This window comes from Pseudomonas sp. MDT1-85 (assembly GCF_054898065.1).
The window spans coordinates 4,842,568-4,867,433 of record NZ_CM142715.1 but is presented as its reverse complement, the minus strand read 5'-3'; the positions used below and the strand labels follow the sequence as shown (position 1 = coordinate 4,867,433).

The window sequence follows — 24,866 nt, the reverse complement described above, 5'->3', positions numbered from 1 at the left end:
CCTTCGTTACCTGCCCGCCACCGCCCGTTGTTTAGACTGCCCCCAGTCATAACAACAAAAAAGGTACTCCCATGGACACCTTCCAACCTGCCTTCAGCAGTTGGCTGAACGCGCCTGCCCATCAGCAATGGCTCGCCGCCGAAGGCCTGCGTCTGCTGGCATTTGCCAAGGCTTCAAAGCTTGCCGAAGGTTTCGGCAATCTCGATGAAAAGGGTCGCCTGCCGGCCAACGCACAAGCCGAAACCATGAACACCGCGCGCATGACCCACAGTTTCGCCCTGGCCCACATCCAGGGCCTGCCGGGTTTCGCCGAGCTGGTGGATCACGGCATCCAAGCCCTCAGTGGGCCACTGCGCGATGCTGAACACGGAGGCTGGTTCGCCACGCCCGAACACCGCGATGGCAATACCGGCAAAGCCGCTTACCTGCATGCTTTCGTGGCGTTGGCCGCGAGTTCTGCTGTGGTCGCTCAGCGTCCCGGCGCACAAGCCTTGCTTGACGATGCGATCCATATCATCGACACGCATTTCTGGAGTGAGGAGGAGGGCGCCATGCGCGAATCCTTCAACCGCGACTTCAGTTGCGAAGAAGCCTATCGCGGCGCCAACAGCAACATGCACGCCACCGAAGCCTTCCTCGCCCTGGCCGATGTGACCGAGGATAACCGCTGGCTGATTCGCGCCCAGCGCATCGTCGAGCGCGTCATTCACGATCACGCCGCGGCCAACGATTACCTGGTGGTCGAGCATTTCGACCGCGACTGGCAGCCGCTACGCGACTACAACCACGACAACCCGGCCGACGGTTTCCGCCCTTACGGCACCACGCCGGGCCATGGTTTCGAATGGGCGCGGCTGTTGCTGCATCTTGAAGCGGCGCGGGTGCAGGCCGGGATACTCACGCCGGGCTGGCTCGCCACCGATGCGCAAAAACTCTTCGAGAACAATTGCCGTCACGGCTGGGACGTCGACGGTGCGCCGGGCATTGTCTACACCCTCGACTGGGACAATCGCGCGGTGGTTCGCCATCGCCTGCACTGGACGCACGCCGAAGCCGGCGCCGCCGCCAGTGCGCTGCTCAAACGCACCGGTGATGAGCAATACGAGCACTGGTACCGACTGTTCTGGGAATTCTGTGACAGTCATTTCATCGACCGTTGCGATGGCAGTTGGCACCATGAACTCGATCCGCTGAACCGTCCGAGCGCCGATATCTGGGCCGGCAAACCCGATCTGTATCACGCCTGGCAAGCCGTTTTGATCCCGCGCCTGCCGCTGGCGCCGAGCATGGCCACTGCGCTGGCGCAATTGTCCCGGAGCGCTCCCGTGTAACCATGTGGTGACATTCGCGCGTCCCTTCGTTACCTGCGAAGGGGCATCCCCTGTTTAGAATCCTATGTAGCGCAAGCACCAGACTTGCATGCATAACAACAAGAAAGGTACTACTAGATGAATGCGATTTCTCGCCTCGCTACTGTCATTTCTCTCGCTTCGTTGCTTCCCGTTGCTGCATTCCCCGTCAGTGCCCTTGCCGCCGATGCCAAAGGTTCGGTGGAAGTCGTTCACTGGTGGACGTCTGGTGGTGAAAAAGCGGCCGTCGATGTGCTCAAGGCCCAAGTCGAAAAAGACGGCTTCACCTGGAAAGACGGCGCAGTCGCCGGCGGTGGCGGCTCCACGGCCATGACCGTACTCAAAAGCCGCGCCGTGGCCGGTAACCCGCCGGGCGTTGCCCAGATCAAGGGGCCGGACATCCAGGAGTGGGGCAGCACTGGCCTGCTCAGCACCGACACCCTCAAAGAGGTTTCCAAGTCCGAAGGCTGGGATAACCTGCTGATCAAGAAAGTCTCCGACACCGTGAAATACGAAGGCGATTACGTCGCCGTACCGGTGAACATCCACCGCGTCAACTGGCTGTGGATCAACCCGGAAGTCTTCAAGAAAGCCGGGATCGAAAAAGCGCCGACCACCCTCGAAGAATTCTATGCCGCTGGCGACAAGCTCAAAGCCGCCGGCTTCATCGCGCTCGCTCACGGTGGCCAGCCTTGGCAGGACAGCACCGTGTTTGAAGACGTGGTGCTCTCGGTCATGGGCGCAGACGGTTACAAGAAAGCCCTGGTCGACCTGGATCAGAAAACCCTTTCCGGGCCGGAGATGGCCAAGGCCTTCACCGAGCTGAAAAAAATCACCGGCTACATGGACCCGAACCGTGCCGGTCGTGACTGGAACATCGCTGCCGCCGACGTCATCAACGGCAAGGCCGGCATGCAGATGATGGGCGACTGGGCCAAGAGCGAATGGACCGCCGCGAAGAAAGTCGCGGGCAAGGACTACCAGTGCGTGCCATTCCCGGGCACCGAAAAAGCCTTCACCTACAACATCGACTCGATGGCTGTGTTCAAGCTCAAAGCCGATCGCAAAGGCGACATCGCCGCCCAGCAAGACCTGGCCAAAGTCGCTCTGGGCAAAGACTTCCAGAAAGTCTTCAGCATCAACAAAGGCTCGATCCCGGTGCGTACCGACATGCTTAACGACATGAGCGCGCTGGGCTTCGATTCTTGCGCTCAAGCGGCGGCCAAGGATTTTCTGGCTGACGAGAAGACGGGCGGCCTGCAACCGAGCATGGCGCACAACATGGCCACGTCCCTGGCCGTGCAGGGCGCGATCTTTGATGTGGTGACCAACTTCATGAACGACAAGAACGCTGATCCGGCCAAGGCCAGCGCGCAACTGGCATCGGCTGTCAAAGCTGCCCAGTAATCTGCGGCACATATCTGAGAGCGTTCCCCTTGTAGGAGCGAGGCTTGCCCGCGAAAGCAGTCTGACATTCAACACATTTGTCACCCGTTACACCGCCTTCGCGGGCAAGCCTCGCTCCTACAAAGGATCGCTCTGTGATTCTCACTTCTTCACCTGGATTATCCCGATGAGCTCTGTGGCGGTTTTCAGCAAAGCCTCACCGTTCGACGCACTGCAGCGCTGGCTCCCCAAACTGGTTTTGGCGCCAAGCATGCTGATCGTCCTGGTTGGTTTTTACGGTTACATCATCTGGACATTTGTTCTGTCCTTCACCAATTCCAGCTTCATGCCGAGCTACAAGTGGGTCGGTTTGCAGCAATACATCCGCCTGATGGACAACGATCGCTGGTGGGTCGCGAGCAAGAACCTTGCGGTGTTCGGCGGCATGTTCATCGGCATCAGCCTTGTGCTGGGTGTGTTCCTCGCGGTGTTGCTGGATCAGCGCATTCGCAAGGAAGGCTTCATCCGCACCGTTTACCTGTACCCGATGGCGCTCTCGATGATCGTCACCGGTACCGCATGGAAATGGTTGCTCAACCCAGGCTTGGGTCTGGACAAAATGCTGCGCGACTGGGGCTGGGAAGGCTTCCGTCTCGACTGGCTGGTGGATCAGGATCGCGTGGTGTATTGCCTGGTGATCGCCGCCGTGTGGCAAGCCTCCGGGTTTGTGATGGCGATGTTCCTGGCGGGTCTGCGTGGCGTTGATCAATCGATCATCCGCGCGGCGCAAGTCGACGGGGCGAGCCTACCGACCATTTATTTGAAGATCGTATTGCCGAGCCTGCGCCCGGTGTTCTTCAGCGCCTTCATGATCCTGGCGCACATCGCGATCAAGAGCTTCGACCTGGTGGCGGCGATGACGGCGGGTGGCCCGGGCTACTCGTCCGACCTGCCGGCGATGTTCATGTACTCCTTCACGTTCAGCCGTGGCCAGATGGGCATTGGTTCGGCGAGCGCCATGATGATGCTCGGCGCGATCCTGGCGATTCTGGTGCCGTACCTGTACTCCGAATTGCGAGGCAAACGCCATGAGTAATCAACTCGGAAAACCGGCGATAAGCTTCAGCCGCATCGCCATTTACGCAACCCTGTTGCTGGCCGCGGCGATCTATTTGGTCCCGCTGGTGGTGATGCTGCTGACCAGTTTTAAATCCCCGGAAGATATCCGCACCGGCAACCTGTTGAGCTGGCCGCAAGTGATTGATGGCATCGGCTGGATCAAGGCCTGGGACAGTGTCGGCAGCTACTTCTGGAACTCGGTGAAAATCACCGTGCCGGCGGTCCTGATCTCGACTTTCATCGGTGCAATGAACGGCTACGTGCTGTCGATGTGGCGCTTCCGTGGTTCGCAACTGTTCTTCGGCCTGTTGTTGTTCGGCTGCTTCCTGCCGTTCCAGACCGTGCTGCTGCCAGCCTCGTTCACCCTCGGCAAGATCGGCCTGGCCAACACCACCACCGGCCTGGTGCTGGTGCATGTGGTCTACGGCCTGGCGTTCACCACGCTGTTCTTCCGCAACTACTACGTGAGCATTCCGGATGCGCTGGTCAAGGCGGCGCGGCTGGATGGCGCGGGCTTCTTCACGATTTTCTGGAAGATCCTGCTGCCGATGTCGATCCCGATCGTGATGGTCTGCCTGATCTGGCAGTTCACGCAAATCTGGAATGACTTCCTGTTCGGCGTGGTCTTCGCCAGTGGCGATGCCCAGCCGATTACCGTGGCCCTGAACAACCTGGTCAACACCAGCACCGGGGCCAAGGAATACAACGTTGATATGGCCGCCGCGATGATCGCCGGGCTGCCGACACTGCTGGTCTACATATTCGCTGGCAAGTATTTCCTGCGTGGGCTGACGTCCGGCGCGGTCAAGGGGTAGAACATGGCAACTCTCGAATTACGCAACGTCAACAAGACCTACGGTGCCGGTTTGCCGGACACCCTGAAAAACATCGAACTGAAGATCGATGACGGTGAGTTCCTGATCCTGGTCGGCCCATCGGGCTGTGGCAAATCTACCTTGATGAACTGCATCGCGGGGCTTGAAAACATCAGCGGCGGTGCGATCCTGGTGGACGACGCCGACATCAGCGGCATGAGCCCGAAAGATCGCGACATCGCCATGGTGTTCCAGTCTTACGCGCTGTACCCGACCATGAGCGTGCGCGACAACATCGCGTTCGGCCTGAAGATTCGCAAAATGCCCACCGCCGAAATCGACGAAGAAGTCGCTCGCGTCGCCAAGCTGCTGCAAATCGAACACCTGCTCAGCCGCAAACCCGGCCAGCTCTCGGGTGGTCAGCAACAGCGCGTGGCCATGGGCCGGGCGCTGGCGCGGCGGCCGAAGATTTACCTGTTCGACGAACCGTTGTCCAACCTCGACGCCAAGCTGCGGGTCGAGATGCGCACCGAAATGAAACTGATGCACCAGCGCCTGAAAACCACCACGGTCTACGTGACTCACGACCAGATCGAAGCCATGACTCTGGGCGACAAAGTGGCGGTGATGAAGGACGGGATCATTCAGCAGTTCGGTACGCCCAAAGACATCTACAACAACCCGGCCAACCTGTTCGTGGCGAGCTTCATCGGTTCGCCGCCGATGAACTTCATCCCTCTGCGTTTGCAGCGTAAGGAAGGTCGTCTGGTGGCGCTGCTCGACAGCGGTCAGGCGCGTTGCGAATTGCCATTGGGCATGCAGGACGCCGGGCTCGAAGACCGCGAAGTGATCCTCGGTATGCGCCCGGAGCAGATCGTGCTGGCGAACGGCGAGCCGAATGGTTTGCCGACCATTCGTGCCGAAGTGCAAGTCACCGAACCGACCGGTCCCGACACGCTGGTGTTCGTCAATCTCAACGACACCAAAGTCTGCTGCCGCCTGGCACCGGACGTCGCACCGGCCGTGGGCGAGACCCTGACCCTGCAATTCGATCCATCGAAAGTGCTGTTGTTCGATGCCAAGACCGGTGAACGCCTGGGGGTGGCCGGCCTGCCGAAAGCTGAAGCTCACAGCGCCAACGTAGCCCAATTCAAAGGCAGATAAAGATCAAAAAATGTGGGAGCGAGCCTGCTCGCGATAGCGGACTGACATTCAACATCGATGTCGACTGATAGACCGCGATCGCGAGCAGGCTCGCTCCCACAGGGGGGAATCCGTGGCGCCCGGACTGTCGTGCGCCGCACTTGATGTAAACCGCGTTAGATAAAAACAGTTAATAACAATAAAGACGAGGATGTAGGGATGAAGAAGAAGAACAACGCTCAGCTTATCTGCCAGTTGTCAGCGATTGCGGCAATGATGCTGGCCGGTAGCGCACACGCGGCTGACGCGTTCAGTGCCGACTCGCAGTGGATGACCGGGGATTGGGGCGGGGAGCGGACCAGGCTGATCGAACAAGGTATCGACATCAAGGCCGACTACGTCGGTGAAGTGGGCGCCAACCTGCATGGCGGCTATAACGACGACAAGACGGCGCGTTACGCCGACCAGTTTGGCTTGGGCGTGGCGCTGGACCTGGAAAAGCTGTGGGGCTGGGATAACACCCAGGCCAAGATCCAGCTCACCAACCGTAACGGTGAGAACATCTCCAATGACCGTATCGGCGACCCGCGTGCCGGCACCTTGAGTTCCTCACAGGAAGTCTACGGCCGTGGCCACATGGTCCGTCTGACCCAATTGTGGATCAAGCACCAATTCCTCGACAATAAACTGGACGTCAAGGCCGGTTACTTCGGCGAAGGCGAAGACTTCAACACCTTCCCATGCGAATTCCAGAACCTGGCGTTCTGCGGTTCTCAAGTGGGTAACTGGGCGACCAACATCTGGTATAACTGGCCGGTCATGCAGGCAGCGGTTCGCGTGAAGTACAACATCACGCCTGAGTTCTATGCGCAGATCGGCGCGTACAACCAAAATCCGTCGCAACTGGAGCACGGTAACGGCTTCAAGCTCAGCGGCAGTGGTACCAAGGGCACCGTATTGCCGGTCGAACTGGTCTGGTCACCGAAGGTCAACAACCTGCCGGGCGAATACCGTGTGGGTTACTACAAGAGTACGGCCAAGGCCGATGACGTTCGTGAAGACGAAAACGGCGATGATGCGGCAACCAGCGGCAACGCCTATCGCAGCCACAGCAGCAAGTCCGGCTACTGGTTCGTGGCGCAGCAACAACTCACCACCCACAACGGTGACGCTTCGCGCGGTCTGAACATCGCGGCCAACGCCACCTTCCACGACAAGGACACCAACATCGTCGACAACTACCAGTCGCTGATGTTTGTGTACAAGGGCCCATTCGACGCACGTCCAAAAGATGACGTCGGGATCGGTTTTGCCCGTATCCATGTCAACGAAGACGTGAAGAAAAACGCCGAGTTGGTCAACGCCGCCAATGGTGTCAGCGACTACAACGATCCGCTGTTCTCGCCGTTGCGTTCCACCGAGTACAACTACGAGATCAACTACGGCTTCCACGTTACCAACTGGCTGACCGTACGTCCCAACCTGCAATACATCACTCACCCGGGCGGTGTGGATGAAGTCGACAATGCTCTGGTGGCCGGTCTGAAAATTCAGTCGGTGTTCTAACGCTGTTGCGATAAGCTCCTCTCTATGTGCGCATTTTTGCGGACGGCCATGGCTGTCCGCTTTTTTTTGGGGGCAGCACACCCTCGGGTGACAGATGATTTTCAGGACCGTGGCACATGCTTGAGCATCCGCTACAACGCTTCTTCAAATCCTTGCGCGAACGTCCGGTGTTTGCGTGGGAGCGCTATCAGATGCGCGATGTGCTGGTGATCGACCATCCGCTGTGTCAGGCGGTGTTCAGTCGGCAGGGCGCGCAGTTGCTGCACTTCCAGCCCAAGGGTCAGAAACCCTGGTTGTGGTGCGCGGCGAAGTGGCCGCATGTCGGTGCGATTCGCGGCGGTGTGCCGGTGTGCTGGCCGTGGTACGGCCGTCATCCGAGCGAAAACGCCTGGCCGTCCCATGGCTGGGCGCGTTTGCTCGACTGGAAACTGCTCGACAGCAGCGGTGATGACGATGGCGTGCACCTGCATTGGCAGTTGCAGCTGTGCGACTGGCAAGTGGACCTGCACGCACACTTGGGCGAACGCATGGATTTGCACCTGAGCACCGAGCATCAGGACGACATGCCGTGCCAGTTGAGCCAGGCGTTGCACGCCTATTGGCGTATTGGTGACGTGGGTGAGGTAGCGCTGTCTGGGCTCGACGGCGCGCAAGGTTACGACCAGTTGAGCCGCCAGGTTTGTCAGCAGGAAGGCGAGTTGCGGGTCGACGGCGGTTGTCAGCGCGTGTTCCAGCATGACGGCGAATTGCAGCTCAAGGATCACGCCTGGCAGCGCGAGTTGTGCATCGACACCGGTGACCATGCAGACACGGTGGTCTGGCATCCCGGCTCGCGGCCGTTGCTGGGCGTGAGCTGGAACGAGGTTTTAGAGTTTGTCTGTGTGGAAGCGGCCAGCGGCGGGACCGACAGCCTGTGCCTGGCACCGGGGGAGCGGGCGCATTTGAGTTTGCAGGCGCGGGTTGGGGCGTGAAAAAGATCGAAAGATCAAAAGATCGCAGCCTCGCTTCGCTCGACAGCTCCTACAAGGCGCAGCGAGGCTGCGATCTTTTAAGGTGGGTTAATTAAACTCATCCCCAATCGGATACCGACTGGCATTCAGGCTTTCCTTGATCTTGCGCAGATGCGGCTGGAAATCCACGCCCCGGCGCAGGGTCATGCCGGTGGCGAGCACATCGAGCACGGTCAGCTGAATGATCCGCGACGTCATCGGCATATAGATGTCGGTGTCTTCCGGCAACGGGATGTTCAGGCTCAAGGTGCTCGCCTTGGCCAGCGGCGAACCCTCAGCCGTCAGGCCCAGCACCGAAGCGCCGTTTTCCCGGGCGATGCGCGCCACTTCCACCAGTTCGCGGGTGCGGCCGGTGTAGGAAATGATCACGAACAACTCACCGGTGTGGGCCACCGAGGCAATCATGCGTTGCATCAGCACGTCGGCATGGGCGGTCACCGCCAGGTTGAAGCGGAAGAACTTGTGCTGCGCATCCAGCGCCACCGGGGCCGAGGCACCGAGGCCGAAGAAATGGATCTGCCGGGCCTGGATCAACAGGTCGACGGCACGGCTGATCAGGTTCGGGTCAAGCGCCTGCAACGCACTGTCCAAAGACGCGATGGCGCTGCCGAAAATCTTTTTCGTATAGGCTTCCGGATTGTCATCGGCTTCAACCGCCCGGCTGACATACGCCGCGCCACTGGCCAGGCTCTGGGCCAACTGAAGTTTGAGTTCTGGATAACCGCTGACGCCGAACGAGCGGCAAAAACGGTTGACCGTCGGCTCGCTGACCTTTGAGGCCTGGGCGAGGGCGGCGATGCTGAACCGGGTGGCCTGCTGCGGGTTGAGCAAGATCACTTCGGCGACTTTGCGTTCAGCCTTGTTCAGGTCTTCAAGGCGATTCTGGATCTGTTCCAGTAGATTTCGCACGCGGTCCATTTCATGTTCCTTAGGTCAGCAGCGCAAATAAGCGTTCGGCTAATGCAAATTGGGCCTTTGATACGGCCCATAACGGTGGCCTATCCTACTGATGGCTCCGACCGACCACCACTCGGAATCTGTATTTTGCGAAAATGTTGTGGTTATTACTACATTTTCCCTTGAGTGATGCCTTGAAAAAAGGTATTTGTAGCTTAACTTGATAAAAGAACAAACATCATGCCTTCGATTACGGTTGAACCTTGCACCTTTGCCTTGTTCGGCGCTCTCGGCGATCTGGCCCTGCGCAAGCTGTTTCCTGCCCTTTATCAACTCGATGGCGCCGGCCTGCTTCATGAGGATACGCGCATTATCGCGCTGGCCCGTGAGCCCGGCAGCGAGCAGCAGCACCTGGCATTCATCGCCACTGAGCTACGCCGTTACGTGGGTGCCAAAGAGCTGGATGAAGCGGTGGTCGAGCGCTTCCTGGCCCGTTTGAGCTACCTGCACGTCGACTTCCTCAAGACTGACGATTATGTCGCCCTGGCCGAGCAGGCTGGCAGCGCCCAGCGGGTGATTGCCTACTTCGCCACCCCGGCGGCGGTTTATGGCGCTATTTGCGAGAACCTGTCGAAGGTTGGCCTGACCGAAAACACCCGAGTGGTGCTGGAAAAACCCATCGGTTCGGACCTGGAATCCTCACGCAAGGTCAACGACGCCGTGGCGCAGTTCTTCCCGGAGAACCGCACTTACCGCATCGACCACTACCTGGGCAAAGAGACCGTACAAAACCTGATCGCCCTGCGTTTCGCCAACAGCCTGTTCGAAACCCAGTGGAACCAGAATTACATCTCCCACGTGGAAATCACCGTGGCCGAGAAGGTCGGGATCGAAGGCCGTTGGGGCTATTTCGACAAGGCCGGGCAACTGCGGGACATGATCCAGAATCACCTGCTGCAATTGCTCTGTCTGATCGCCATGGACCCGCCGGCTGACCTGTCCGCCGACAGCATCCGCGACGAGAAAGTCAAAGTCCTCAAGGCGCTGGCGCCGATCAGCCCGGAAGGCCTGACCACTCAAGTGGTGCGCGGCCAGTACATCGCCGGCCACAGCGAAGGCAAATCGGTGCCCGGGTATCTGGAGGAGCCTAACTCCAACACCCAGAGCGACACCGAAACCTTCGTCGCCCTGCGTGCCGATATTCGTAACTGGCGCTGGGCCGGCGTGCCGTTTTACCTGCGGACCGGCAAGCGCATGCCGCAGAAGCTGTCGCAGATCGTCATCCACTTCAAGGAACCGTCGCACTACATTTTCGCCCCCGAGCAGCGCCTGCAGATCAGCAACAAACTGATCATTCGCCTGCAACCGGACGAAGGCATTTCCTTGCGCGTGATGACTAAAGAACAAGGCCTGGACAAGGGCATGCAGCTGCGCAGCGGTCCGTTGCAGCTGAATTTTTCCGATACCTATCGCAGCGCGCGGATTCCCGACGCCTACGAGCGGTTGTTGCTGGAAGTGATGCGCGGCAATCAGAATTTGTTTGTCCGTAAAGATGAAATCGAAGCCGCGTGGAAGTGGTGTGACCAGTTGATCGCCGGGTGGAAAAAATCCGGTGATGCGCCCAAGCCGTACGCGGCCGGGTCGTGGGGGCCGATGAGCTCCATTGCACTGATTACGCGGGACGGGAGGTCGTGGTATGGCGATATCTGAATTGAAACTGCCTCAGGGCGTCAGCGCCCATGAGTTCAAAAGCCCGGTGCTGCTGGCCGAAGGCCTGGCATTGACGGTGGCCAAGCAACTGAGCGACGCGATTGACGCACAAGGCGCCGCGACGCTGGTGGTGTCTGGTGGACGCAGCCCGGTGGCGTTTTTCCAGCACCTGGCCAAGCAGGCGCTGGACTGGTCGAACGTGGTGGTCAGCCTGGCTGACGAGCGCTGGGTGCCGGTGGAACATGCCGACAGCAATGCCGGTCTGCTCAAGCGTTACCTGTTGCAAGGCCCGGCGGCCAAGGCTCAGTTCCTGAGCCTCTACCGTGCCACCGCCAACCTGGAACAGGCCGCCGAGCAGGCTGATCGCTTGCTCGCCGAATTGCCGCCGATCGATGTGCTGGTGCTGGGCATGGGCGACGACGGTCATACCGCGTCGCTGTTCCCCAACAGCCCGAACCTGGCCGACGCCTTGAAAGTCGACGGCGCCCGTCGCTGCTGGCCGATGCTGGCGCCGACCGTGCCCCATCAACGCCTGACCATGAGTCGCGCGCTGCTGGCATCTGCCAAAAATACCGTTCTATCGATTTCCGGTCAGTCCAAGCTGACCACCCTGAATGCCGCACTGGCCGGTGACGATGTCGCCGCCATGCCGATTCGGGCGTTTCTGCAACCTACGTTAGAGATTTACTGGTGCCCATGAACCAAGGATCAGCCGCTATGACAAACACATCCCCGACCGTTTCCATGGCGGACAAAGTTGCCCTGATCGACAGCCTCTGCGCCAAGGCGCGGATTCTGCCGGTGATCACCATCGCGCGTGAACAGGACGTGTTGCCGTTGGCCGACGCCCTGGCGGCCGGTGGCCTGACGGCGCTGGAAGTGACCCTGCGTTCGCAGTTCGGCCTCAAGGCGATCCAGATCCTGCGAGAGAAGCGTCCGGAACTGGTGACCGGTGCCGGTACCGTGCTGGATCGCAGCATGCTGGCCGCTGCCGAAGCGGCCGGTTCGCAATTCATCGTCACGCCGGGTATCACCCGTGACCTGCTTGAAGCCAGTGTCGGCAGCCCGATCCCGCTGTTGCCGGGCATCAGCAACGCTTCCGGCATCATGGAAGGCTATAGCCTGGGTTATCGCCGCTTCAAGCTGTTCCCGGCGGAAGTCAGCGGCGGCGTCGCGGCCATCAAGGCCCTGGGCGGCCCGTTCGGCGAAGTAAAATTCTGCCCGACCGGTGGCGTCAGCCCGGCCAACATCAAGAGCTACATGGCGTTGAAAAACGTGATGTGCGTGGGTGGTAGCTGGATGCTTGACCCAGAGTGGATCAAGAACGGCGACTGGGCCCGCATCCAGGAGTGCACCGCCGAGGCGTTGGCCCTGCTGGACTGATTAACCGGATTTACCAAACACTTCGTTGTGTGTTCTACGGCTTTACGGTGCACTTGGTCGGTGCACCGTTTTTTTTTGCCTGATGAAAATTCCTGTGACCGTCGAAACGCTCTTTGTAGCAGCTGCCGAGCCTGCGAGGCTGCGTTCGGCTGCGTAGCAGTCGTGAATCCGGCTGACGCGGTCTGCCTGACCCTACCGCAATCTCTGGTTTTAACGACTGCTACGCAGCCGAACGCAGCCTCGCAGGCTCGGCAGCTGCTACAGATCGACATCATGCGATACATAGTTACCGCATCTCGCCGCTCGTCCAGCGTTAACCTGCGTTCATCTTATGGAAGAGAGAACGTCATGGACGACCACACTGCAATTACATCCCCTCCAGCGGTTTACCAACTGTCACCCGAACAGATCGCCGGCCCGTATTTTCGAAACCCGAAACTGATCAGACGAAACATCAGCGAAGACATGGATGGCGTCCCCCTGGTGCTGCGGCTGACGATCGTCGATGCGATGACCGGTCAACCGGTCACGGGGGCGGTAGTCGATATCTGGCATTGCAACGCGCGCGGGGCATATTCGGGCTGGAGCAAGGTCGACCCGGACAAGGAGGTTGACGTCGGTGATATCGGCTCGATCCCGCGTACCGATGACGACACTTACCTGCGTGGCGGGCAGTTCACCGACAAAAAAGGCATCGTGCGGTTTACCACCATTTATCCGGGGTATTACGCCGGACGCGCCCTGCACATCCACGTCGCTGTCCGCATCACTGCTGGCAACAACTATCTGGAAGAGCGGCATGTCGCCTGGGTCGGGCAGCTTTATTTTCCCGAGGCCGCATCAAGGTCGGTGCTTAACGCCCGTGAGTACAGAGGTCGAGCCGTGTCACCGCTGACCAACAATCAAGATTTTTTCTATGAAACCATGGGTGGTGAAGCCTCGACCCTGAATGTTCACACCATCGGTCGAGACTCGAACGAAGACGGCTTTTTCGGGCACATGACCATCGGTGTCGACACGTTTGCGCTGTCATCGCAAATCAAGCCCGAAGACTTCGACAAATACACCGTGTGACGACGTCAGCGCAATTCAGTTAGCGCCCGGGCTAGCAGATCCATATCGGCGGCGGTGGTGGTGAGCCCCGGCGTAATGCGGATGCACGGGCCACACGCCGCACCGCTGCGCGCCACGGTAAACAGGTTGTAGTCGTTGAGCAGGCGCTCGACCATTGCCTGCTGATCGGCATGCCAGGTAAAACGCATCGAGGTGATGCCGCAATACAGGCGCGGGTCATCCGGGGTCATGACTTCGATCCCCGGTAACCCCCGAACGGCATTGACCCAGCGGTTGCGCAGGTAATTGAGCCGCATGCCCTTGGCGACGGAACCGCCCATGGAATGATGTTCTTCAAGCACCAGCGGCAGGGTTAGCAGGGCCGGAATATTGGGCGTGCTGTAGGGCGTGCGGGCGCGAATGTCGGTGACCGGGAAATGCATCTCGCCCTTGACCGTGTCGTACTCCAGATCGCCTATCAGCACCTGATCGCCCGGTTCCAGGCGGTTGTAGTTGCGGATCAGCGATTGCAGGCCATCCGAGGCGTTGCGGGTGAGGGCGACGGCTTCGGCCGGTGCGCCGATCAACTCGGCCAGTTGCGCACGAATGTCGACGCTTTCGCCCTGTTCGAAGCGCTGGCGCGCATGCACCGAGTTGCCGCGGTTGATGAGCTCGATGTTGCGCTGATACTCCTCGACCACGGTGCGTGACATGCGCCCGAAGTAACCGTTCTCCAGGTTAAGGGGGCCGGGTTCGACAGCATAGCGGTCGGCAAAGGTCAGCCAAAAGGCTTCATCGCGGGAACGGCGGGTGTTATCGGGCATGAGCTACTCGGTGAGGTAGGGCGGGTCAGTGGCGAGGGGCGGGTTTGCCGTGTTTGGCGCGCAGCGGTTCGAGCAGCTCCGACAAGCCGTTGTGGTCGATTTCCTGCATCAAGGCCAGCAAACCACCCAGTTCACCGTGGGGGAAACCTTCGCGAGCGAACCAGTTCAGGTACTGGCCGGGCAGGTCAGCGATGATGCGGCCCTTGTATTTGCCGAAGGGCATTTCGCGGGTAATCAGCAGTTCGAGCTTTTCGGGATTCATCATCAGTCGTCTTGATTCAAACAGTCTGGAAAATACAGGCATTCTGCATGCAGGCCAAATGACAGATCATGCAAAAAAAGCGGATACAGATTTCGCCTTAAAATCTAACCGATTGAAATATAAGTAAAAGTCGTCAATTCAAAGCTGGCATGCAGGGTGCAACTACTTATTGCATCTTTCATCAACCGCAAGGAATTGAAAAATGACCGACATCAACAAAGAAGCGATCTCTGTACTCAACGACCTGATTGAAACCAGTAAAGACGGTCAGGAAGGGTTCAAGACTTGCGCTGAAGACATAAAAAATCCAGAACTCAAAAACCTGTTCATTCAGCGCTCCGCCGACTGCGCGGCTGCCGCTGCCGAGCTGCAGGCCACTGTGCGTTCCCTGGGCGGTGATCCGGAAACCTCCACCAGTGTCAGTGGCGATATGCACCGTCGCTGGGTCGACGTGAAGGCGATGTTCACCGGCAAGGACGAAGAGGCGGTGCTGAACGAAGCCGAACGCGGTGAAGACCATGCGCTGAAGGCTTACAAGGATGCACTGGAAAAAATCAACAAGAACAACCTGGTGAGCATTCGTGACATCGTTGAACGCCAGTATCACGGCGTGCAACGCAACCACGATCAGGTGAAAGCCCTGCGTAACCAGGCTCGCGCACGCTCATAAGCGTTCGTTATCCGTCAAAAACGCCAGCCAGTCTGGCGTTTTTTTGTATTCGGGATTTAACGCTGGACGGGATATAGATAGCTAGCTAATAATTTGTTCTTCAAATCATTTCGCCCAACCCGGCTATCGTTAAACCGTCCTTTCAAGAGTGCCTTACGTGCCCATTACTTTGCAGGCCTTGTTCGCGCCTGACCGCCGCGCCTTGCAGTTCGCGATCAAGACTTTGATCGGCGGCGGCCTGGCGCTGTGGCTGGCGTTGCGCTGGGGGCTGGAGCAACCGTCGTGGGCGTTGATGACGGCGTTTATCGTCGCCCAACCGCTGTCCGGGATGGTGGTGCAGAAGGGTTTGGCACGGCTGCTGGGTACGCTGGTTGGGACGATCATGTCGGTGGTGTTCATGGGCCTGTTCGCCCAGACGCCCTGGCTGTTTTTGCTGGCATTGGCGTTTTGGCTCGGGCTGTGTACGGCGAGCTCGACCTTGCTGCGCAGTGCCTGGTCCTATTCCTTTGTGTTGGCCGGTTACACGGTGGCGATCATCGCATTGCCAGCCATTACTCATCCGCTGACGGTGTTCGATCAAGCCGTGGCTCGCTGTACGGAAATCTGCCTGGGCATTCTCTGTGCTACTGCCGCCAGTGCGTTGCTCTGGCCGTTGCGGGTCGAACGGCAACTGGCGGATCAAGCCCGGGCAGCCTGGCAAAGCGGCATGAATGCCGCGCGTGCGACCCTGGCTGGCGACGGTCAGGCGCGTAAAGGCTTGCTGGAAATCCTCGGGAAAATCGTCGCGGTCGATGCCCAGCGCGAACATGCCTGGTTTGAAGGCAGTCTCGGTCGGCAACGAGCGCGCGCCATCAGCGGTTTGAGCCAGAAGCTGTTGATGCTGTTGCGCATCGCCCGTTCGGTGCGCCGCCAATGGAATCAGTTGGAGCAGCAGGAAGCCGAGCAACTGATGCCATGGATGACCGAGGTTCAAGAAGCGCTTGGCGCTTGTGATACCGCCCAGTTGCAAGCCTTGCGCCCGAGGTTGCTCGACGCCTCTCACGATGCACACATCAGTTGCGCGCAAAGTTACTGCCTGGCCCGTTTCACCTTGTTGCTCGATACCGCCATGGCAGCCTGTGCCGCGTTGAAAGCGGTGCAGGAGGGGCGTGAAACGGTCGATCCGCCGAGAACCCTGACGCCGCATCGCGACCTGTCATTGGCGCTGGTCTTTGGCGCGCGCAGTGCGCTGGCGTTTCTGGTGGTATCGGGTTTCTGGCTGGCGACGGCATGGCCGGCGGCGTCGGGCGCTCTGGTGCTGACGTGTGTGGTGTGCAGTCTGTTTGCCAGCCGCGAGAATGGGGCGCAAATCGGCATGAGTTTTCTGCGCGGCATACTACTGGCGATTCCGTCGGCGTTTATTGTCGGGCAGATTCTGCTGCCGCAATGGAGCGGGTTTGCGCTGCTGTGCATGGGCATGGGTGTGCCGCTGTTTCTCGGGGCGCTGGGCATGGCCAAACCGCAGATCGGCGCGACGGCTACTTCGTTTTGTCTGCACTTTATTGTGTTGGTATCGCCGCTGAACATGATGAAGTTCGATGTCGCGAATTTCTTCAACAGCGCTCAGGCCATGCTGATCGGTGTCGGCGCCGCCGTGCTGGCGTTTCAGTTGCTGATCTTGCGCAACCCGACATGGCATGGCCGACGGTTGCTGGCGGCGACCCTCGCCGATCTGGTGCGCCTGACCCGACGCAATCTGCGCGGCGCCGAAAGCTGGTTCGGTGGGCGTATGGCCGACCGTTTGCTGCAATTGGCGCGGCATTATCCCGAGTTGCCGGAGCCGGCGCGCAGCCGCTGGGATGATGGCTTGCTCGGCCTGGACATCGGCGACGAACTGCTGCATTTACGCTTGAGCCTGGCGGTGGCGCAGGTACCGGTCAAAGAGCCCCAGCGACGTTATCTCGAACAACTGGAAAAAGTCCTCGAGCAAGGCCCGGCCGGCAATCGCGCCGAGGCGCTGGCGCAACCGAGTGAGGCGTTATTGAAAACCTTGTACGCGTTGCCGCCCAGCGATGCGGTGAAACTCGCCCAAGGCGCGGTGCTGCAATTGCAAAGCAGCTGGCGTGCCTGGTGTCACCAACAGGAGCAAAGCCATGGGCTTGCGTGAGTGGTCGATGGGCGGCGTGCTGCTCAGTCCGTTTCTGATTGATGTGTTGCTGGCGTTGCTGGTCACCGGAGCGTTGCGCATGGTATTGCGCCTGACCCCCGTCGGTCGCTGGATCTGGCACGAAGCATTGTTTGATTGCGCCTTGTACGTCTGTGTATTGACCCTGATCACCGTCGTCCTCGGGCCTTTATAAAGGAGTTGAATATGCGTACACCCGTACGTGTCGCGATAACCCTGAGCCTGACGGCGCTGGCGATTTTTGCCGGTTTCCATCTGTGGCAGTACTACATGTTGACGCCCTGGACTCGCGACGCTCGGATCCGCGCCGACGTGGTGGTCATCGCCCCGGACGTTTCTGGCTGGGTGCGTGAGCTCAAGGCTTTCGATAACCAACAGGTCAAGGCTGGCGATGTGTTGCTGAGCATCGACCGCGATCGTTTCGAAGCCGCGCTGGATAAGGCGCAAGCGGTGGTGCAGACCCGTCAGCAGCAACTCAGTTTGCGTGAACACGAAGCCAGCCGCCGCGCCAGTCTCGGGCCACAGGCGATCAGCGCCGAATTGCGCGAGAACGCGCAAATCAATGCCAGCATCGCCCGGGGCGAACTGCGCGAAGCTCAGGCTGAAGCCAAAGTCGCGCAACTCAACCTGACCCGCAGCGAAGTGCATGCGCCGCGCAGCGGCCACGTCACCAACTTGCGTTTGGCCCAGGGTAATTACGTGAATGCCGGGCAACCGGTGATGGCGTTAATCGACGATTCGACCTTTTACGTGCAGGCGTACTTTGAGGAAACCAAACTGCCGCGAATTCGCGTCGGCGATCCGGTCAAGGTCTGGCTGATGAGCGCGGGGGAGGCGTTGCAGGGGCACGTCGAGAGCATCAGCCGCGGGATTACCGACCGCAATACCACGCCCGATGGGCAGTTGCTGGCCGAGGTGGAACCGACGTTTAACTGGGTGCGCCTGGCGCAGCGGATTCCGGTGCGGATCAAGCTCGACAAGTTGCCTGAAGGGATCAGTTTGAGCGCGGGGATGACGGCGAGTGTGCAGGTGCAGGAGGGGCGATAAGATCAAAAGATCGCAGCCTTCGGCAGCGCCCACAGGCGGGTAGGAGCTGCCGAAGGCTGCGATCTTTTAGGAATATCAACCGATGCTGATCGCCGGCAGGGTAGGCAATGTCACGGTCTGTTGCTTGCGCGGTGCCAGAATTTCCGCCTCGCCATCCACCACCAACTCATCGCGCTGGTTGAATACTCGAGTGGCGATACGCACACGAAACTTCGGCAGTTTCTCGAGAATCTCCAGGCGCACAGTCAGCGTGTCGCCAATTTTCACCGGCTTCTGAAAGCTCATCGTCTGACCGATATAAATAGTCCCCGGCCCAGGCAACTCGCAAGCCACCGCCGCGCTGATCAACGCGCCGCTGAACATGCCGTGGGCGATACGCTCCTTGAACATGCTGGCGGCGGCGAATTCGGCGTCCAGGTGCACCGGATTGTGATCGCCGGACATCGCGGCGAACAACTGAATGTCGCGCTCTTCGACGGTCTTGCTGTAGCTGGCGGTCTGGCCGATTTCGAGGGCTTCATAAGGGGTGTTGGTAACCTGGGTCATCTGTCTCGATTCCTGTGACGAATTAAAAAAATCCACAAAAAAACTATTCGGCTCTGGGGGGCCGGCGATTGCTCAAGGCTTGGGCGATCCAGTTCAGCACGTCGGCCGTCACTTCGTCGCGGTTGCTCTCGTTAAACAGTTCATGCCGGGCCTGCGGGTAAATGGTCAGCTGCAGGCTCTGGCAGCCAGCGTCGCGCAGGGCGAGGGCCAGATCTTTCAGACGCTTGCCTTCGCTCACCGGATCACATTCGCCGCCAATCACCAGCAGCGGCAGGCCCGGATCGATCTGGGCGAGATTGGACGCTTTGCTGATTTGCTGCAAGCCGCTGAGCAAATCGACCCACAGTTGATTGGTGCAACGAAAGCCGCAGAGCGGGTCATTGGCGTATTTGTCGACTTCGGCCGGGTCGCGGCTCAGCCAGTCGAATGGCGTGCGCGCCGGTTTGAATTTCTTGTTGAATGAACCGAACGACAGCCACTCGATCAGCGCACTGCGCCCCTTGGGGCCTTGGCGCAGGCGTTCGAGGCGAGCAATCTGTCGCGCTGCGCGATAGAGCGCTATAGGCTGGAAGTTAGAGCCGCTGAGAATCGCCCCGTGCAGGCTGGCGCTGTGGTGCAGCAAATAAGCCTGGGCGATGTAACTGCCCATGCTGTGGCCGAGCAACACAATCGGCACGCCGGGATGCTGTTGGCCGATCTGTTGGTTGAGGCTGGCCAGGTCGCCGACGACTTTGCACCAGCCATCGTCATCGGCGAAATGGCCCAACGTACCGTTTTCGGCAGTTTTGCCATGTCCACGCAGGTCCGGCGCATAAACGCCATAATCCTGATCACAGCAGGCTTGCGCCAGACGGGCGTAGCGACCGCTGTGTTCCGCCATGCCGTGGGCCAGCAGGATCACCGCCTTGAGCGGCGCGGCCGGCAACCACTGGTTGACGAAAAGGCGGCTGCGGTCACTCGCGGTCAGCCAGAAAGTGTCGTGGATCATGGCGATTCCTTTGCGTTGGGCTGTATGAGACTGCTGGGTGGGAAACAGCCCCGCTGCATTGTATAGCGCATCCAGCGCCTACCGTCTGATCAGGCCACGCCGGGGCAGCAAGATTCACGCGATCAATGACGACCGTGCGCATATTTGCCTGTTTCACCATAGCTGCTAGTGTCCGGGAAGCACCGTTTTTCGCTTTCCGCTTTTTGAGAAAAGAGAGAAAGGACAGAAAAGCGGCCCCGGATAGGCTCAGGTAAAGAGGACAAAAACAATGCAACCTGATTTCTGGAATGACAAACGCCCGGCCGGCGTGCCCCTGGATATTGACCTTGGGGCCTATAAGTCGGTGATCGAGGTGTTCGAGCGTTCCTGCAAGAAATTTGCCGACCGCCCGGCATTCAGCAACATGGGCGTGACCCTGACCTACGCGGAACTGGAACGCTACAGCGCTGCGTTCGCCGGTTACCTGCAAGCCCACACCGACCTGGTGCCGGGAGATCGCATCGCGGTGCAGATGCCCAACATCCTGCATTACCCGATTGCCGTGTTCGGCGCCTTGCGCGCCGGGCTGATCGTGGTCAATACCAACCCGTTGTACACCGCGCGGGAGATGCGTCACCAGTTCAAGGACTCCGGTGCCCGGGCGCTGGTCTACCTGAACGTGTTCGGACAGAAGGTCCAGGAAGTGCTGCCCGACACCGACATCCAGTACCTGATCGAAGCGAAGATGGGCGACCTGATGCCCACGGCCAAGGGCTGGCTGGTCAATACCATGGTCGCCAAGGTCAAGAAAATGGTCCCGGACTATTCATTGCCACAGGCCATTTCCTTCAAGAGTGCGTTGCGTCTGGGCCGAGGTTTGGGCATCAAACCGCTGAACGTCGGCCTCGACGACATCGCCGTGTTGCAATACACCGGCGGCACTACCGGGTTGGCCAAGGGCGCGATGCTGACCCACGGCAACCTGGTGGCGAACATGCAGCAGGCGCGCGCGTGTCTGGGGCAATTCGGCGCTGACGGTCAGCCGCTGCTGCGCGAAGGCCAGGAAGTGATGATCGCGCCGCTGCCGCTGTACCACATCTATGCCTTCACGGCGAACTGCATGTGCATGATGGTGACCGGCAACCACAACGTGCTGATCACCAATCCACGGGACATTGGCGCCTTCATCAAGGAGCTGAAGAACTGGCGGTTTTCGGCGCTGCTGGGGCTCAACACGTTGTTCGTTGCGCTGATGGACCATCCCGACTTCAAGACCCTGGATTTCTCCAGCCTCAAACTCACCAACTCCGGCGGCACCGCGCTGGTCAAGGCCACGGCCGAGCGCTGGGAACAGCTCACCGGTTGCCGGATCACCGAGGGTTACGGCCTGACCGAAACCTCGCCGGTGGCTTGCACCAACCCCTACGGCGACAAGTCGCGCATCGGCACGGTCGGCCTGCCAGTGCCGGGCACGATGCTTAAGATCATCAACGATGAGGGCGTCGAGCTGCCGTTGGGCGAGCGCGGCGAACTGTGCATCAAGGGCCCGCAGATCATGAAGGGCTACTGGCAGAACCCCGAAGCCACCGCCGAAGTGCTGGACGCCGACGGTTGGTTCAAGTCGGGTGACATCGCGGTGATCGACCCGGACGGTTTCGTGCGTATCGTCGATCGCAAGAAAGACATGATCATCGTCTCGGGTTTCAACGTGTACCCCAACGAGATCGAAGACGTGGTGATGGCCCACCCGAAAGTCGCCAACTGCGCGGTGATCGGCGTGCCGGACGAGCGTTCGGGGGAGGCGGTGAAGTTGTTTGTGGTGGCCCGTGAATCCGGGGTCAGCCTTGAAGAGCTGAAGGCTTACTGCAAGGAAAACTTCACTGCATACAAAGTACCCAAGCACATCGTCTTGCGTGAGTCGTTGCCGATGACGCCGGTGGGCAAGATTCTGCGACGGGAGTTGCGGGATATCGCGTAACCGTTGAAAGCCGCGCTTCGCGCGATCGCGAGCAGGCTCGCTCCCACAAGGTTGTCAGTGATCTGTGGGAGCGAGCCTGCTCGCGATTTTTTTTGGATAAAGCCCCGGTTTCAGGGGCTTTCGAGGCTCTATAGAATTTTTGCTCTAAAAGTGACTATTGAATATTCAAGAGTCATAAACGTGACCGTAGAGGCTGATTTTGGCTCTAGTAGCCCCTTGGCAAAGCTGCTACTCTCGGCGCGCTTTGTGACTTCTCGGCCTTGAAAAAAGCCAGACTCACCAATAATCAAACACCAATAATAATCGCATCAAATGCGGTATTTGAATTCGCGTTGCTGAGGAGTGGGCTTCCATGATCGAAGACTTTTGGAAGGATAAGTACCCAGCTGGAATTGCTGCCGAGATCAATCCAGACGAGTATCCGAATATTCAGGCAGTGTTGAAGCAATCCTGCCAACGCTTCGCTGACAAACCGGCATTCAGCAACCTGGGCAAGACAATCACCTACGGTGAACTGTATGAATTGTCCGGTGCCTTTGCCGCTTACCTGCAACAGCATACCGATTTGCAGCCAGGCGATCGAATCGCCGTGCAACTCCCCAACGTGTTGCAGTACCCGGTCGCCGTTTTCGGTGCCATCCGCGCCGGGCTGATCGTGGTCAATACCAACCCGCTGTACACCGCACGGGAAATGGAACACCAATTCAACGACTCCGGCGCCAAAGCCCTGGTCTGCCTGGCCAACATGGCGCATCTGGCCGAGCTCGTGGTGCCGAAGACTGGCGTCAAGCACGTGATCGTCACTGAAGTGGCCGACCTGCTGCCGCCGCTCAAACGCCTGCTGGTCAACAGCGTCATCAAGTACGTGAAGAAGATGGTCCCGGCGTATCACTTGCCCAAGGCCATCAAATTCAATGACGTGCTGAGCAAGGGTCATGGCCAGCCAGTGGCTGAAGCCAACCCGGCGAGCAGCGACGTTGCCGTGCTGCAATACACCGGCGGCACCACCGGCGTGGCCAAGGGCGCGATGTTGACCCACCGCAACCTGGTGGCGAACATGCTGCAGTGCAAGGCGCTGATGGGCTCCAACCTCAACGAAGGTTGTGAGATCCTGATCACCCCGCTGCCGCTGTACCACATCTATGCGTTCACCTTTCATTGCATGGCGATGATGCTGATCGGCAACCACAACATTCTGATCAGCAACCCGCGCGACCTGACGGCGATGGTCAAGGAACTGTCGAAGTGGAAGTTCAGCGGTTTCGTCGGCCTGAACACGCTGTTCGTCGCGTTGTGCAGCAACGAAGCGTTCCGCAAGCTGGATTTCTCGAATCTGAAAATCACCCTGTCCGGCGGCATGGCCTTGCAACTGGCCGCCGCCGAGCGCTGGAAAGCGGTCACCGGTTGCCCGATCTGTGAAGGTTACGGCATGACCGAAACCAGCCCAGTGGCGACGGTGAACCCGAACCAGAACATCCAGATCGGCACCATCGGTATTCCGGTGCCATCGACCTTGTGCAAAATCATCGACGATGCCGGCGTTGAACAGCCGTTGGGCGCCATCGGTGAACTGTGTGTGAAAGGTCCGCAAGTCATGAAGGGCTACTGGCAGCGTCAGGACGCCACCGATGAAATCCTCGACAGCGAAGGCTGGTTGAAGACCGGTGACATTGCGCTGATCCAGCCTGACGGTTACATGCGTATTGTCGATCGCAAGAAAGACATGATCCTGGTCTCCGGTTTCAACGTGTACCCCAACGAACTGGAAGACGTGCTCGCGACCCTGCCGGGCGTGCTGCAATGCGCGGCCATCGGTGTACCGGACGAGAAGTCGGGGGAGGCGATCAAGATTTTCATCGTCGCCAAACCGGGTGTGACCCTGACCAAGGATCAGGTGATGGAGCACATGCGCGCCAACGTCACCGGCTACAAAGTGCCAAAAGCCGTGGAGTTCCGCGACGCACTGCCGACCACCAACGTCGGCAAGATCCTGCGCCGCGAACTGCGCGACGAAGAGCTGAAGAAACTGGGCGTGAAGAAAGTCAGCGCCTAGTCAAACAAAAGCCCCGCAGATGCGGGGCTTTTGTTTCTGGCCAGGATCTTTTCAGCGCCTGTCAGGCCGCCTTCGCGAGCAGGCTCGCTCCCACATTTGATCGCTTTCTTTCTGAAGGAACTCGGTTGAATGTGGGAGCGAGCCTGCTCGCGATGCTTTTGGGTTATTGCCGGAACTGCGTGAAATCAACGTTGGTACCCGCCGGGCGCATGTCCTGCAGGTAGGAGTCCTTGTCGGCGCTCAGTTCCAGGCTCAATGCTGCCTTGCGCTTGCCCTGGTTGCGCACCACCAGGCCTTCGAGTTTCTCGCGCAGGAACACCGTCGGCACTTTCAAGTGCAGCAGTTCGTCGGTATCCGGGGTGTGCATCAGCAGGTGAACCCACTCGTACTGACCAACGGCCAGGCGTGCGACCGGAATATCGAACCAGAAAATGTTGCGGTTGCGGTTCAATTCGGTGAAATGGCAGTTGTTGACGCCAAGCACAGCACCGCCGAGTTCCTGGTTTCTGCGGGCAATGGCCTGCTTTTTATCGAGTTTCATAACGTTCCTACGGGGTTGGATCTTCAGCGCCATGGCCTGAATCGTTGCGCATTCTCGGGGCAAAGGCTGCAAACATAAAGCCTAACCTGCGAAATGTCCGGTTAATAAATAAATGAAACTCCGCGCAAAGGCCCCCGGTCAATCCTTGTGTAACTACTTTCCCCGTTGAAATGTTCACAGGAGAAACACCATGAGCAGCACTGGCGATAAAGTAAAAGGCATGGCCAACGAAGCCGCCGGCAACGTCAAGCAAGGCGTCGGCAAGGCCACCGGTAATGACAAGATGCGCGCTGAAGGCGTGGTGCAGGAGAAGAAAGGCGAAGCCCAGCAAAATATCGGCAAAGCCAAGGACGCCATTAAAAAAGGCGTCGACAAGGCTTGAT

General features: G+C 59.2%; 24 protein-coding genes. 18 read left to right on the top strand and 6 right to left on the bottom strand.

The genetic code is table 11. The features are described 5' to 3' along the window. The first annotated feature begins 71 nt into the window (after positions 1-71). The 7 genes from ACYZT2_RS21925 to ACYZT2_RS21895 all read left to right on the top strand — a co-directional run bounded on the left by ACYZT2_RS21925 (position 72) and on the right by ACYZT2_RS21895 (position 8,349). The gene (locus ACYZT2_RS21925) at positions 72-1,331 is read left to right on the top strand and encodes a D-mannose isomerase (protein ID WP_461967285.1); all 1,260 of its coding nucleotides are present in this window, start codon (positions 72-74) and stop codon (positions 1,329-1,331) included. Between the two features lie 117 nt (positions 1,332-1,448). Next, positions 1,449-2,756 (top strand): ABC transporter substrate-binding protein, encoded by a 1,308-nt coding sequence (locus ACYZT2_RS21920; RefSeq protein WP_429378317.1) that lies wholly within the window; start codon positions 1,449-1,451, stop codon positions 2,754-2,756. 166 nt (positions 2,757-2,922) lie between these two features. Continuing rightward, entirely contained in the window at positions 2,923-3,831 is a 909-nt protein-coding gene (locus ACYZT2_RS21915; protein WP_007902369.1) for a carbohydrate ABC transporter permease, read from the top strand. After that, the gene (locus ACYZT2_RS21910; RefSeq protein WP_030131859.1) at positions 3,824-4,669 is read left to right on the top strand and encodes a carbohydrate ABC transporter permease; all 846 of its coding nucleotides are present in this window, start codon (positions 3,824-3,826) and stop codon (positions 4,667-4,669) included. Before ACYZT2_RS21915 ends, ACYZT2_RS21910 begins: the two co-directional genes overlap by 8 nt. Positions 4,670-4,672: 3 nt before the next feature. Then, entirely contained in the window at positions 4,673-5,833 is a 1,161-nt protein-coding gene (locus tag ACYZT2_RS21905) for an ABC transporter ATP-binding protein (RefSeq protein ID WP_123719264.1), read from the top strand. Between the two features lie 198 nt (positions 5,834-6,031). After that, complete coding sequence (locus ACYZT2_RS21900) at positions 6,032-7,378, top strand: carbohydrate porin (RefSeq protein ID WP_461967279.1); 1,347 nt, start codon at positions 6,032-6,034, stop codon at positions 7,376-7,378. 116 nt (positions 7,379-7,494) lie between these two features. Next, positions 7,495-8,349 (top strand): D-hexose-6-phosphate mutarotase, encoded by an 855-nt coding sequence (locus ACYZT2_RS21895; protein ID WP_461967277.1) that lies wholly within the window; start codon positions 7,495-7,497, stop codon positions 8,347-8,349. Positions 8,350-8,436: 87 nt separating this feature from the next. Here the strand turns inward: ACYZT2_RS21895 and ACYZT2_RS21890 are convergent, their stop codons facing one another. Further along, a complete protein-coding gene (locus ACYZT2_RS21890; protein ID WP_177318169.1) occupies positions 8,437-9,297 on the bottom strand; it encodes a MurR/RpiR family transcriptional regulator in 861 nt (286 codons plus the stop codon). Positions 9,298-9,525: 228 nt separating this feature from the next. On the opposite strand from ACYZT2_RS21890, the gene zwf reads away from it, so the two are divergent. From zwf to ACYZT2_RS21870, 4 genes are all read left to right on the top strand, one after another. Continuing rightward, the gene (zwf, locus tag ACYZT2_RS21885; RefSeq protein WP_461967275.1) at positions 9,526-10,995 is read left to right on the top strand and encodes a glucose-6-phosphate dehydrogenase; all 1,470 of its coding nucleotides are present in this window, start codon (positions 9,526-9,528) and stop codon (positions 10,993-10,995) included. Continuing rightward, positions 10,982-11,695, top strand: a complete 714-nt coding sequence (gene pgl, locus ACYZT2_RS21880; RefSeq protein ID WP_461967273.1) for a 6-phosphogluconolactonase — start codon at positions 10,982-10,984, stop codon at positions 11,693-11,695. The genes zwf and pgl overlap by 14 nt, the downstream gene beginning before the upstream one ends. A 17-nt stretch (positions 11,696-11,712) precedes the next feature. Next, positions 11,713-12,378, top strand: coding sequence for a bifunctional 4-hydroxy-2-oxoglutarate aldolase/2-dehydro-3-deoxy-phosphogluconate aldolase (locus ACYZT2_RS21875; RefSeq protein WP_123357909.1), 666 nt, complete (start codon positions 11,713-11,715; stop codon positions 12,376-12,378). A gap of 348 nt (positions 12,379-12,726) precedes the next feature. Then, positions 12,727-13,452 (top strand): intradiol ring-cleavage dioxygenase, encoded by a 726-nt coding sequence (locus ACYZT2_RS21870; RefSeq protein ID WP_461967271.1) that lies wholly within the window; start codon positions 12,727-12,729, stop codon positions 13,450-13,452. A gap of 5 nt (positions 13,453-13,457) precedes the next feature. Here ACYZT2_RS21870 and ACYZT2_RS21865 read toward each other — a convergent pair whose 3' ends face one another. Both ACYZT2_RS21865 and ACYZT2_RS21860 read right to left on the bottom strand, forming a co-directional pair. Continuing rightward, positions 13,458-14,255, bottom strand: a complete 798-nt coding sequence (locus ACYZT2_RS21865) for an aminotransferase class V-fold PLP-dependent enzyme (RefSeq protein ID WP_461967269.1) — start codon at positions 14,253-14,255, stop codon at positions 13,458-13,460. Between the two features lie 25 nt (positions 14,256-14,280). Further along, the gene (locus ACYZT2_RS21860) at positions 14,281-14,517 is read right to left on the bottom strand and encodes a DUF3820 family protein (protein ID WP_007949456.1); all 237 of its coding nucleotides are present in this window, start codon (positions 14,515-14,517) and stop codon (positions 14,281-14,283) included. Between the two features lie 202 nt (positions 14,518-14,719). Here ACYZT2_RS21860 and ACYZT2_RS21855 point away from each other — a divergent pair, with 202 nt between their 5' ends. From ACYZT2_RS21855 to ACYZT2_RS21840, 4 genes are all read left to right on the top strand, one after another. Continuing rightward, on the top strand, positions 14,720-15,187 hold the full coding sequence (locus tag ACYZT2_RS21855) for a ferritin-like domain-containing protein (RefSeq protein WP_461967267.1): 468 nt from the start codon (positions 14,720-14,722) through the stop codon (positions 15,185-15,187). A gap of 157 nt (positions 15,188-15,344) precedes the next feature. After that, on the top strand, positions 15,345-17,333 hold the full coding sequence (locus tag ACYZT2_RS21850; protein ID WP_461967265.1) for an FUSC family protein: 1,989 nt from the start codon (positions 15,345-15,347) through the stop codon (positions 17,331-17,333). Beyond that, positions 17,320-17,526 carry a DUF1656 domain-containing protein gene (locus tag ACYZT2_RS21845; protein ID WP_253550795.1) on the top strand — a complete coding sequence of 69 codons (207 nt, stop codon included), beginning with the start codon at positions 17,320-17,322 and terminating at the stop codon, positions 17,524-17,526. Before ACYZT2_RS21850 ends, ACYZT2_RS21845 begins: the two co-directional genes overlap by 14 nt. Positions 17,527-17,537: 11 nt before the next feature. Continuing rightward, entirely contained in the window at positions 17,538-18,398 is an 861-nt protein-coding gene (locus ACYZT2_RS21840; RefSeq protein WP_461967262.1) for an efflux RND transporter periplasmic adaptor subunit, read from the top strand. 75 nt (positions 18,399-18,473) lie between these two features. Here the strand turns inward: ACYZT2_RS21840 and ACYZT2_RS21835 are convergent, their stop codons facing one another. Together ACYZT2_RS21835 and ACYZT2_RS21830 are read right to left on the bottom strand one after the other, a co-directional pair. Next, positions 18,474-18,944, bottom strand: coding sequence for a MaoC family dehydratase (locus ACYZT2_RS21835; protein WP_007934748.1), 471 nt, complete (start codon positions 18,942-18,944; stop codon positions 18,474-18,476). 43 nt (positions 18,945-18,987) lie between these two features. Beyond that, on the bottom strand, positions 18,988-19,932 hold the full coding sequence (locus ACYZT2_RS21830; protein WP_461967260.1) for a lysophospholipase: 945 nt from the start codon (positions 19,930-19,932) through the stop codon (positions 18,988-18,990). A 268-nt stretch (positions 19,933-20,200) separates the two neighbouring features. Between ACYZT2_RS21830 and fadD2 the strand changes: the two genes are divergently transcribed. Then, positions 20,201-21,889: a long-chain-fatty-acid--CoA ligase FadD2 gene (fadD2, locus tag ACYZT2_RS21825; protein WP_461967258.1), complete on the top strand. Its 1,689-nt coding sequence runs from the start codon at positions 20,201-20,203 to the stop codon at positions 21,887-21,889. 352 nt (positions 21,890-22,241) lie between these two features. Continuing rightward, entirely contained in the window at positions 22,242-23,942 is a 1,701-nt protein-coding gene (fadD1, locus tag ACYZT2_RS21820; protein ID WP_461967256.1) for a long-chain-fatty-acid--CoA ligase FadD1, read from the top strand. Positions 23,943-24,105: 163 nt separating this feature from the next. Here fadD1 and ACYZT2_RS21815 read toward each other — a convergent pair whose 3' ends face one another. Then, on the bottom strand, positions 24,106-24,483 hold the full coding sequence (locus tag ACYZT2_RS21815; protein ID WP_461967254.1) for a hypothetical protein: 378 nt from the start codon (positions 24,481-24,483) through the stop codon (positions 24,106-24,108). Positions 24,484-24,673: 190 nt separating this feature from the next. On the opposite strand from ACYZT2_RS21815, the gene ACYZT2_RS21810 reads away from it, so the two are divergent. Further along, positions 24,674-24,865, top strand: coding sequence for a CsbD family protein (locus ACYZT2_RS21810; RefSeq protein ID WP_461967252.1), 192 nt, complete (start codon positions 24,674-24,676; stop codon positions 24,863-24,865). Position 24,866 lies beyond the last annotated feature (1 nt).